We start from the raw sequence: 11,052 nt of genomic DNA, 5'->3' as shown, positions 1-11,052 counted from the left end.
GCTTTTACTCCATTTCCTTGCGCTTACGTTCGTTGTTTACATGAAAAGCGCCGTCCAGCACGATTTGGTCACCAGGTTGCAAGCCTTGTAATACCTCTTTTTGTCCGTCATAAGTACGGCCCAATGTCACAGGTAATAACTTGAATTGTTTGGATTTAAGCGTTTGCGCAAATACGTGGTCGGCATTGTTTTCACGCACCACCGCTGTGGAGGGAATCGCAATGACCTTCTCTGGCTTGGCTTCCAGCAAAATAGTAATCAGCATGTCAGGCTTTAACAGCATTTTTTCATTGCTGATATTGGCACGTGCCATCACCGTCCGCGTCGCCGGGTTGACGATATCACCAACAAACGCCAGTGTGCCCGTCAGCTCTGCATCATCCAGCGCCGGGACTTCGATATTGAGCGATTGCCCTTCTTTGATATGCGCAATTTGCTGTTCGGGGATTTCAGCCACAGCCCACACATGCGACAGGTCAGCGATCACAAACAACTCTTCCGCCGGGGCGACGACTTGCCCCAGCCTGGCTTTACGCGCAATCACAGTACCGGTGATTTTTGAATTGACCTGGCTGGTCGACATGCCACTGTTTTGCAAACCCAGCTTAGCGATATTGTCAGGCGCCATACCGAGTACCAGTAACTGGTCACGCGCAGCATTCACCTCTGCGTTGGCAGCATGCAGTTCACCTTCACGACGTTGCAGTTCAGCCTGGCTGATGACATCGGCTTCAAGCAATTGCTTGGCACGGTCAACCGCTTTGGTCTGCAGTTGCACCTGCTGACTGGCTTTGATGTAATTCAACTGGAATTGTGCGAGCTCGGTGCTCTTGATGGTAGCCAGGCGTTGCCCTGCCTTGACTTCATCGCCGAGGTTGACATCCAGTGTGCTGATACGGCCGGTAATCGAAGCACCTGCCCTGGATTCATATTGCTCATCGACCTGAATGCGGCCGGGGATACGCAGGGTATCGATAAACTGTATCTCGGTGACGGCGCCAGTTTTGATGTTGGCTTCCAGTTCCGGGGTGAGTGTCACCAGGTTTGGGTCTACCACTGCTTTGGTTTCTGCGACGGGTGCCGGTTTTTCGGAGCACGCAGTGGACATCATTGCCAGTGCGACAGTAAACAAAGTTGAAAATAAAATACGAGACATGACCATTCCCTTATGGTTGAACCAAATCCGAACCGATGAAACGTTCGATTTGCAATACACTGAAAAAATAATCGAATTTGGCAATCAGATAGTCACGCTTGACATCACGATTGACACGTTGCGCATCGAGGAATTCCAGGATGCCGCGTTCTCCGAATTTATAGGCTGCTTCTGCACGGCTCAATGTGGCTTCAGATTGTTGCAGCAAGCCATTCTCAAATACCTTAAGCTGGTTACTGGCAATGACGTTGCGCTGGTAGGCACTATCAATTTCCTTGCGTAGTACCTGCTTTTGCAACCTGATGTTGGCATCTGCCTCATCTATGCCAGCCGCGGCTTGGGCAATCTGGCCATCACGCAGGTTCCAAACCGGCAATGGCACTACCACACCCACCCTGAACGTATTCAGGTCAGGGTCCTGGGTGAAGTCAGACTTTAATGTCAGCCCGGGGAAGCGCAAATCCTTCTCAAGTTTTAACTTGGCTTCTGCGCCATCTTTGGCGGTGATCAGTTGCTGTAAATAAGGGTTGTTCTCAGCAGACTGGCGTAAGGTAGTGATGTCTGGCAAGGGGTTAATGACGGGTGGTTGAGATTTGATCTCAAAGTCATCCGGCATATTCCCTATCATGCCGCGCAAAATGGCTTTGGCCTCATCAATGCGTGTTTGTGCACTGGCATAATCCCGTTCGGCGACCAGTAATTCGGTATCGGCCTTGATCAGTTCATATCTGGCCGCTTCACCGACATCTACTTTGCGTTTGATTTTGCTTTGAATCTCCCGCAATACTTTCAGGTTGGCACCAAACATTTCCAGCACTTGCTGGCGAAGCTGCACCGTGAAATACGCCTGCTTGATCAGGTTACGTAAATCGAAGCTGGTTGTTTTTATGCCTTTTTCGGCATAGGTAAGTTGCTGTTCAGCCAGTTCGCGGCGTGACGCCCGTGTGCCGGGAAATTCCAGTGGTTGTGAAACGGTGACGCCATAGTTTCTTTCGTTGGCTCCCGGTGTTGGAACACCGCGGTATCTGGCCGGCCCTGCCATGAGTTCTAAATCAGGGTTAGCAAAAGATCTGGCAATGGTAATGCCAGCCATGGCAGCTTCAATCTGCGCTTGGCTGACGGCCATCGTCGGGTTTTCGGCGACGGCCTTATCCAGCAGGGTTTTCAGGTCAAACGTAGGTTCAGCAAACGCTAGTGGCGATATCAGGCAAGACAAGTACAGTAGTCTGCACGCTGTTCGCCAGCGGATATGACTTAACATAACAATCCTTCTCAAATGACTATGCCTATCATGACATAGCCACCTTAATTAATAATTAAAATTACACTCTGACAGCCGAGCTGAAAGAGGGAGGATATTGCTAAGCGAGTTGGGGCGGCCGGTCTAGCCAGAAGGGGAAGATAATATGATAAGCAGGTAAGTGGTGTTCAGGTGCGTGGTGGCTGGTCCGGCGTAATGGATAACTAAACGCAGGCAAAGTGATTTTATCGACATCGACCTCAGGCACTTCAAGCATGTCGACAAAGCCTATCACCTCTACAAAGTCTGCAGACAAGGAGTCATCAATCGCGTTGGAAAGAATCACCCCTAAGGCACCGGTTTGTAGAATTGTCGTTGTGGCAGCCGGTTCAGCAGCAGTTGTCTGCAATGCGAACACTAAACACAACAAATGTAGTAAATAAAAAATTTTTTGCATGTACAAAATCAAGACTGGATGTGATTGCGCGTTATAACTACAAAGTTAGCAATTACCGTACCAGTGATGAATGTGTGTGTAACCTATTGATTTAAATGCTTTAATGGAGCCAGCCAATAATGCCTGCTCCGGATGAAGCGATGAATGCACCTTTAAAGTGCAAAACCACAGCAACATTATAGTGGATGTCGCTGTGGTCGCATAGTTTCAATCGGCCTAATCCGGGAATCAGGCTGAAATGGTTTCTTCTTTAAAGATCAGTTTGATCTGGTCATTTTCATCAATATCAATGTGGACCTGACCACCTTCATTCAGGCGACCAAACAATAATTCGTCGGCCAGTGCCTTGCGGATCGTATCCTGAATCAGGCGTGCCATCGGGCGTGCACCCATCAATGGGTCAAAGCCTTTTTTGCCCAGATAGTCTTTGAGCTCATCACTGAAGGTGACATCGACTTTTTTCTCGTGCAGCTGATCTTCCAGTTGCATGAGGAATTTATCGACCACGCGCAAGATGATTTCCTGATCAAGCGCACCGAATGACACAGTCGCATCCAGGCGGTTACGGAACTCAGGGCTAAACAAGCGCTTGAGATCAGCTGCCTCGTCAGTCACGTCTTTACTGTTGGTAAAGCCAATACTGGCTTTGGACAAGTTTTCAGCGCCCGCATTGGTGGTCATGATAATGGTGACGTTGCGGAAATCTGCTTTGCGACCATTGTTGTCAGTCAGGGTGCCATGATCCATCACTTGCAGCAGGATATTGAAAATATCCGGATGCGCTTTTTCAATCTCATCTAACAACAACACGCAATAAGGCTGCTTGGTCACGGCTTCAGTCAGCAAGCCGCCCTGGTCAAACCCGACATAGCCCGGAGGCGCGCCGATCAAGCGTGATACGGCGTGGCGTTCCATGTATTCAGACATATCAAAGCGCAGCAACTCAATGCCCAGCACATAAGCCAGTTGTTTGGCGACTTCAGTTTTACCGACACCAGTAGGGCCTGCAAACAGGAAACTACCAATCGGTTTATTACCGTTGCCTAAACCACTGCGCGCCATTTTGACGGCTGAAGCCAGCACATCAATCGCTTTATCCTGACCAAATACCACTGCTTTCAAATCGCGTTCCAGCGTTTTTAAGGCGTTGCGGTCGTCGGTAGAAATATTTTTTGGCGGAATACGCGCAATCTTGGCAATGATCTCTTCAATCTCTTTATTGCCTATGATTTTCTTCTGCTTGCTTTTTGGCAGAATACGTTGCGCCGCACCTGCTTCATCAATCACGTCAATCGCCTTGTCTGGCAAATGGCGGTCATTGATATATTTCGCAGATAATTCCGCAGCCACAGTTAACGCACTGGCGCTGTATTTCACGCTGTGATGTTCTTCAAAACGCGTTTTCAGGCCTTTAAGAATCTCAATCGTTTCAGCCACGCTAGGTTCCGCCACATCGATTTTCTGGAAGCGGCGGGACAGGGCGTGGTCTTTCTCAAAAATACCACGGTATTCCTGATAAGTGGTGGCGCCTATGCATTTGAGTGAACCATTGGATAACGCCGGTTTCAGCAGGTTGCTGGCATCTAAAGTGCCGCCGCTGGCCGAGCCCGCGCCTATCAGGGTATGGATCTCATCAATGAACAGAATCGCTTCAGGCTTTTCTGCCAGTTGCTTCATCACGGCTTTGAGGCGTTGCTCAAAGTCACCACGGTATTTAGTGCCAGCCAGCAGCGCGCCCATGTCTAATGAATAGACTGTGGCATCTTTCAACACTTCAGGGATCTCGTGATTGACAATGCGTGAAGCCAGGCCTTCGGCAATCGCGGTTTTACCCACGCCAGCTTCGCCCACTAATAGCGGGTTGTTTTTACGGCGGCGGCATAAAGTCTGGATGACGCGTTCCAGTTCCAGGCTGCGTCCGATCAGTGGATCGATTTTGCCGGCAACGACTTGTGCATTCAGGTTGAGCGTAAAGCTTTCCAGTGCGCCGGTAGAAACACTTTCACCTTCGGTTTCCTGTTCGGTATTGCTGGCTTTGGGTTCGCTTTCCTGAATCTTGGCCACGCCATGTGAAATGAAGTTCACCACATCAAGGCGGGTCACGCCTTGCTGATGCAGGAAAAACACCGCGTGTGAATCTTTTTCACCGTAAATGGCGACCAGCACGTTAGCGCCGGTCACTTCTTTTTTGCCGGAGGATTGTACGTGCAACATGGCACGCTGGATCACACGCTGGAAGCCAAGCGTCGGTTGCGTATCAACCTCGTCAGTGCCAGCTACGGTGGGGGTGTGTTCTTCAATATATTGGGTCAGTTCGCCGCGTAGCGTATCGAATTTTGCCCCGCAAGCGCGTAGGACTTCTGCGGCTGTCGGATTGTCCAACATAGCCAGTAACAGATGCTCAACTGTGATCAATTCGTGACGCTTTTGTCTCGCGTCCATAAAAGCCATGTGCAGGCTAACTTCAAGTTCTTGAGCAATCATGATGACTTTCCTTAATACACTACACTACAAAAATACACTAGGAAAAACGCTTTATTCACAGATGCTATTAATGTACACCAGCGCGTCTGTGTCTGTTGATTAATATCGTGCTTAACTGTAAAAATTTCAATGGCACATTTGAGCTATTCAGTGATTATTTACGACATATGATTTAGCCGCCCCTGATGAATAGTGAATCTGCCAGGTGAGAGAACAATCAGTCCATCAATCACCACTGCTTATGCTACCACTGCCAGAGTCAGCTTTAAGCGCTGGAATGTCATGCTATTCCGTCGATATTCTCGTCATGCCCCTTTTGCTGCTCAGGCCGCTTCAATCACACATTGCAAAGGATGCTGTGCTTCCTGTGCGGATTCAAGCACCTGATGCATTTTTGTTTCTGCGATGTCTTGGGGGTAAACCCCGCACACACCAGCGCCCTCAGTATGTACTTTGAGCATGATTTGCGTGGCTTGTTCGCGAGATTTGTAAAAAAAACGCTCAATCACGGCCACCACAAACTCCATAGGGGTGTAGTCGTCGTTCAATAACAACACTTTATATAGTTCTGGAGGTTTTGGTTTGGCAATTTGTGGATCCAGTGCCAAATCACCCTCACGCTTGGGTCGTACCATAATTTTGCATACCTGATCTTAAGTTTATTTTGCGCTTTGTATGAAAAAATTCAAGTGCCAGATGGGGTGGCGATTTAAAGATAAATTTTGACCAGCTTGACGATGCGATCCTGAGCATCGACGATTTCTAGTCTATGCTCACCGAGCTTGAAGCTGGTGTCAGGTTCCGGGATATCTTCAAAATGCTCAAGAATCAACCCATTCAAGGTACGTGGACCGTCAATCGGCAGGGAGAGTTTCAATTTACGGTTAATGTCGCGTAACTGGCTGCTGCCATCTACCAGCCAGCTGCCATCTTCATTTTGCTGGAATTCCTTGGTCCGCTCAGGCGATTGGGTGGTGAATTCGCCTACCACTTCTTCCAGGATGTCTTCCAGCGTCAGCAGGCCCCTGAACTCGCCATATTCGTCCACAACCAGCGCAATACGCTCATGGTGCTTCTGGAATTGCTGTAACTGGGTATACAGCGGGGTGCCTGAGGGAATGTAATAGGGTGGGCTGATCGCAGCCTGCAATAAATCTTTGCTTGGCACTTTGCCGATATGGAAATCACGCAGTAATGGCAGTACTTTGCGGACGTGGACGATGCCGACAATATCCTCATGGTCGCCTTGCCTGACCGGCAGCCTGGAGTGGCGGCTATTGGCCAGCAGTTCCATGATCTGGTCTATGGGGTGATCAAGGTCAATAAACTCTACTTGTGTATGTGCCGTCATGACGTGGTCGACGATGATGTCTTCCAGATCCAGCAGGTTGAGCAGAATCGTGCGGTTTTGCGAGGGAATATACTGCCCGGCGTCGCTGACGATACTGCGTAACTCATCCGTGGTGACAGATTGCGCCTGATCAAAATTGACGCGCACGCCCAGGAGTTTGACAAATGCTTTGACGAACAGATTGACAAACCAGACTACCGGGTTGAATAGCCAGATCAGCGGGTAGAGCAAATAACTGGTCGCGTAGGCGAGTTTTTCTGCATGCGCAGCGGCAATGACTTTAGGTGAGATTTCACTGAATACCAGAATGGCAAAGGTAATCGCCAGCGAGCCCCACATCAGCACGTAGTCACCTTCGCCAAACAGTCGCTCGGAAATAATCACTTCCAGCGTTGAGGAGCCTACGATGCAAAAAGTGTTGCCTAGTAAGATCGCGCCCAGGGTTTTATCGGTTTGTGCCAGCAGGCGGCTGGCAAGTTTGGCGCCGCGATGGCCTTCTTTCGCCATGTGTCGCATGCGGTAACGATTGAGCGACATCAGGCTGGTTTCGGCGATAGAGAAAAACGCCGTGAGTGACAGTAGCAGCAGTAATAAGCCTATCTGCCAGCTTAAGGGAATATTGTCCAAGGGAGTGGGGCTGAAAACAAGAAGCCACTAGTGTACCCACCAGTGGCTAAAAATCAAGGGAAACCCGTACTAAGTGGCTGCGCGGGTGAATTGCTGTGTTGCGCGGTACTTTAAATCCTCATGTACTCTCTGTACATTGCGGTTTATGCGTTCCGGGCGCCTTGCACCTCAACCGCTCGCTTACTTATTATGAGCTTCCGTGCATTTTGAGTGCTTAAGGTGCCAGCGCTGCTTCGTCTTCTTTGGGCTTTTTCTCAGAGTCGCCAATCAGGTTGGCGCGGCTCACACCCAGCCACATGGCGATTGGGCAGGCGACCAGTACTGAAGAATAAATACCAAACAAAATACCAATAGTCAGCGCCAGTGAAAAGTTATGCAAGGTTTCACCGCCAAAAAACAGCATGGAGCAGACCATGGTTTGTGTCATTAAGTGGGTGATGATGGTGCGTGACATGGTGCGGGTGATCGCGTTATCAATGACCTGCACGGCAGAAGCCTTGCGCATTTTCTTGAAGTTTTCACGCACGCGGTCAAACACCACCACGGATTCATTCACCGAGTAACCGAGTACCGCCAGAATCGCCGCGAGTACCGTCAGGTTGAATTCCCACTGGAAAAAGGCAAAGAAGCCAAGAATGATGATAACGTCATGCATGTTGGCGATGATTGCTGCCACCGCAAAGCGCCACTCAAAGCGCAATGCCAGGTAACCCATAATGCCTGCACATACCAGCAGCAAAGCCAGCGCGCCATTTTCATACAGCTCTTCACCGACTTGTGAACCGACAGATTCCACTCGACGAATCTCAGCGCCGCCATCTGCATTTTTCAATGAGGTGGAAATTTTTTCTGACAATTGCGCAATGGATAATTCTTTTTTGACCGGCAGGCGGATCAGCACGTCCTGGCTGGAGCCAAAGTTTTGCACCGTGACATCTTTCAAGCCGGTTTCATCAATCACTTCGCGGATTTTGCTGATGTCGGCCGTGGTCGGGTAGTGTACTTCCATCACTGTGCCGCCAGTAAAATCCACCCCGTAATGCAGGCCTCTGTGCATCAGGAAGAAGATCGCCAATATAAAAGTGATCAGCGAAATCGAGGTGGTCAGACGCCCGTAACTCATAAACGGGATATCTTTTTTAATTCTGAATAATTCCATAATCTGTTCTCAAATAGGTTGTGACAGCAATCACTCGGGGACCGGTTAACCGATCGGCAGGCGCTCAATCTTGCGGCGATAGCCGTACAAGAGATTGACGATGGCACGAGAGACCAGTACAGCGCTAAACATCGAAGTCATAATGCCCAGTACGTGTACCACTGCAAAGCCTTTGATCGGGCCAGTACCAAACATGAACAGCGCCAGGCCAGCAATCAGCGTAGTGACGTTAGAGTCGAGAATCGTATCAAACGCACGGTCGTAACCTGCGTGGATGCTTGCTTGCGGCGTATTGCCATTGCGCAACTCTTCGCGGATACGCTCGTTGATCAGCACGTTGGCATCAATTGCCATACCTAAGGCCAGCGCAATCGCCGCCAGGCCAGGCAAAGTCAGTGTCGCTTGCAGCATGGAAAGGATAGCCACCAGCAACAGCAGGTTGACGCCCAGTGCCATGACGGAAACACCACCAAACACCATGTAATAAATAATCATCATCACGGCAATCGCGGCAAAACCCCACAGTGTTGAGTGCACGCCACGCTTGATGTTTTCTTCACCCATGCTAGGGCCAACGGTACGTTCTTCAATGATTTCCATCGGAGCGGCCAGTGCACCGGCACGCAGCAACAATGAGATATCTGTTGCTTCCTGCGCGTTGGCCATGCCAGAAATCTGCACGCGGCCGCCGCCGATTTCTTCATTAATCACCGGCGCGGTGATCACTTCGGTACTGCCTTTTTCAATCAGTAAAATCGCCATGCGCTTACCGACATTCTCGCGCGTCACGTTTTTAAAGATACCAGCGCCACGGCCATCCAGGGTCACGTTGACCACTGAAGAACCGTTCTGGCCATTCACACCAGGGCCGGCATCGGTGATACGGTCACCCGTCAGCACTACGCTTTTCTTGACCAGTACCGGACGGCCGTCACGGTCAAAATACAATTCGTCACCAAACGGTACCTGGCCGCTCTGCGCTTTCTGCAAAGTCGCCATATCGGCTTTTTCTTCGTCTATCATGCGGATTTCCAGCGTCGCCGTGCGACCCAGGATCTCCTTGGCTTTTGCCGTATCCTGCACGCCCGGCAATTGCACCACGATCCGGTCTACGCCTTGCTGTTGCACGATAGGCTCAGCCACGCCAAGTTCATTGATCCGGTTATGCAGTGTTTGCAGGTTTTGCTTGAGCGCAAACTCCTGGATCCGCTTTTGCGCCATGGCGCTCATGCTGGCAGTCACACTGAATTCTTTATCGCCGCCAGAGATCTTATAGGTCAGATCTGAGAACTCTTTTGCCAGTAAATTGCGGGCTTTGGTCGCCTCCGCCTCAGATTCAAACTTCACGATCACGACCTGGCCTTGACGCTCGATACCGTAATAGTTGATTTTCTCCTTACGCAAAGACATACGGAAATCACCAACAGTGCTTTCAGCCGCTTTATCCAGCGCCGCCTTCATATCCACTTGCAGCAGGAAATGCACACCACCACGCAGATCCAGGCCCAGATACATCGGCTTGGCGCCTATGCTTTGCAGCCAGTTCGGCGTTTGCGGCACCAGATTAAGCGCCACGGTATAGTCTTTACCCAGGGTAGACACCAGTTTGTCTTTTGCCAACAACTGCGTATCCGTACTGGCCAGGCGTACTTTCACGCCGCTGGTATCCAGAAACAGGCCATCAAAAGGGATTTTTGCCTGCGTTAAAGTGGTTTCCACTTTTTGCAGCAGGCTCTCGTCTACCTTGAGAGAGCTTTTCGCCGGACTGATCTGCACCGCTGGCGATTCCCCGAAAAAGTTGGGGATGGTGTACAGCAAACCAATGACGATGACTGTGCCAATCAGCACGTATTTCCATAATGGATAACGGTTCATAAAAAACTCTTATACGGAATAAAGGACTGGAAAATGGTCACTTGTAATTAAATGGACTTGATTGTGCCAGGTGGCAGCAACGTTTGTACGGTGTGTTTTTGCACATTGACAACCGTATTGGCTGCGATTTCAATGCTGATAAAGCTCTCACCCACCTTGGTTACTTTGCCAACGATACCGCCGGTAGTCGCGACTTCATCACCGGCTTTCAATGTTTCCAGCATGGATTTATGTTGTTTTGCCTGTTTGACTTGCGGACGGATCAGCATGAAATAAAACAACACAAAAATGACGATCATAGGCACAAAGCTCATGATATCGCTGGTTGTTGCAGTGGCTGCATAGGCATTGCTAATCAACATATTTTTTCTTCCTGAATCTATCTACGAAATAACACGCGATTTTAGCACACGCAGGAGAAGAATGAACGAGCGCGGACAAGAGGGGGCAGGATGCTAATTGAATTGATTATTTAGACGAGTGGTTTTGGAGGTGGGTTTGGTATTTTTGAACGTGTGTTTTTGCTATGGCATTTCTCAGATTGAAAGTGTGGTTTTTTGACTCGCCATTCCGGTAGAAGGTGTAGCAGGGGTTGTCCGAGCATGTTCTGTGTCTGTATAACGGCAGGCTTATGAGGAGCAGTGATGCGCCCTGCAATAAGGATATATGCCCACTCGTCATTCTGGCGAAGGTCAGAATCCAG

The 11,052-nt window shown here is 49.7% G+C and carries 9 protein-coding genes; all 9 read right to left on the bottom strand.

Annotated elements, in window-relative coordinates:
- Positions 1-4: 4 nt before the first annotated feature.
- The 9 genes from ACTS9Y_RS03330 to yajC all read right to left on the bottom strand — a co-directional run bounded on the left by ACTS9Y_RS03330 (position 5) and on the right by yajC (position 10,711).
- The gene (locus tag ACTS9Y_RS03330) at positions 5-1,156 is read right to left on the bottom strand and encodes an efflux RND transporter periplasmic adaptor subunit (protein ID WP_442584593.1); all 1,152 of its coding nucleotides are present in this window, start codon (positions 1,154-1,156) and stop codon (positions 5-7) included.
- Positions 1,157-1,166: 10 nt separating this feature from the next.
- Entirely contained in the window at positions 1,167-2,372 is a 1,206-nt protein-coding gene (locus ACTS9Y_RS03325) for a TolC family protein (RefSeq protein ID WP_442584592.1), read from the bottom strand.
- Between the two features lie 145 nt (positions 2,373-2,517).
- A complete protein-coding gene (locus ACTS9Y_RS03320) occupies positions 2,518-2,853 on the bottom strand; it encodes a hypothetical protein (RefSeq protein ID WP_442584591.1) in 336 nt (111 codons plus the stop codon).
- Between the two features lie 228 nt (positions 2,854-3,081).
- Positions 3,082-5,337 (bottom strand): ATP-dependent Clp protease ATP-binding subunit ClpA, encoded by a 2,256-nt coding sequence (clpA, locus tag ACTS9Y_RS03315; RefSeq protein WP_442584590.1) that lies wholly within the window; start codon positions 5,335-5,337, stop codon positions 3,082-3,084.
- Between the two features lie 323 nt (positions 5,338-5,660).
- On the bottom strand, positions 5,661-5,972 hold the full coding sequence (gene clpS, locus ACTS9Y_RS03310; protein ID WP_442584589.1) for an ATP-dependent Clp protease adapter ClpS: 312 nt from the start codon (positions 5,970-5,972) through the stop codon (positions 5,661-5,663).
- 74 nt (positions 5,973-6,046) lie between these two features.
- A complete protein-coding gene (locus ACTS9Y_RS03305) occupies positions 6,047-7,315 on the bottom strand; it encodes an HlyC/CorC family transporter (protein ID WP_442584588.1) in 1,269 nt (422 codons plus the stop codon).
- Positions 7,316-7,529: 214 nt separating this feature from the next.
- Positions 7,530-8,474 (bottom strand): protein translocase subunit SecF, encoded by a 945-nt coding sequence (gene secF, locus ACTS9Y_RS03300; protein ID WP_442584587.1) that lies wholly within the window; start codon positions 8,472-8,474, stop codon positions 7,530-7,532.
- Between the two features lie 45 nt (positions 8,475-8,519).
- Complete coding sequence (gene secD / locus ACTS9Y_RS03295; protein ID WP_442584586.1) at positions 8,520-10,349, bottom strand: protein translocase subunit SecD; 1,830 nt, start codon at positions 10,347-10,349, stop codon at positions 8,520-8,522.
- Between the two features lie 47 nt (positions 10,350-10,396).
- Positions 10,397-10,711, bottom strand: coding sequence for a preprotein translocase subunit YajC (gene yajC, locus ACTS9Y_RS03290; protein ID WP_379032141.1), 315 nt, complete (start codon positions 10,709-10,711; stop codon positions 10,397-10,399).
- Between the last annotated feature and the right edge of the window lie 341 nt (positions 10,712-11,052).

The organism is Methylophilus sp. (assembly GCF_052173275.1).
Taxonomy (GTDB): domain Bacteria; phylum Pseudomonadota; class Gammaproteobacteria; order Burkholderiales; family Methylophilaceae; genus Methylophilus.
This window is presented reverse-complemented; position numbering and strand designations above follow the sequence as displayed.

What these genes read in the sequence shown, in the direction of transcription:
- clpA (WP_442584590.1), bottom strand. Translation starts at nt 5,337, where the DNA reads ATGATTGCTCAAGAACTTGAAGTTAGCCTGCACATGGCTTTTATGGAC.
- secD (WP_442584586.1), bottom strand. Translation starts at nt 10,349, where the DNA reads ATGAACCGTTATCCATTATGGAAATACGTGCTGATTGGCACAGTCATC.
- clpS (WP_442584589.1), bottom strand. Translation starts at nt 5,972, where the DNA reads ATGGTACGACCCAAGCGTGAGGGTGATTTGGCACTGGATCCACAAATT.
- secF (WP_442584587.1), bottom strand. Translation starts at nt 8,474, where the DNA reads ATGGAATTATTCAGAATTAAAAAAGATATCCCGTTTATGAGTTACGGG.
- ACTS9Y_RS03330 (WP_442584593.1), bottom strand. Translation starts at nt 1,156, where the DNA reads ATGTCTCGTATTTTATTTTCAACTTTGTTTACTGTCGCACTGGCAATG.
- ACTS9Y_RS03320 (WP_442584591.1), bottom strand. Translation starts at nt 2,853, where the DNA reads ATGCAAAAAATTTTTTATTTACTACATTTGTTGTGTTTAGTGTTCGCA.
- yajC (WP_379032141.1), bottom strand. Translation starts at nt 10,711, where the DNA reads ATGTTGATTAGCAATGCCTATGCAGCCACTGCAACAACCAGCGATATC.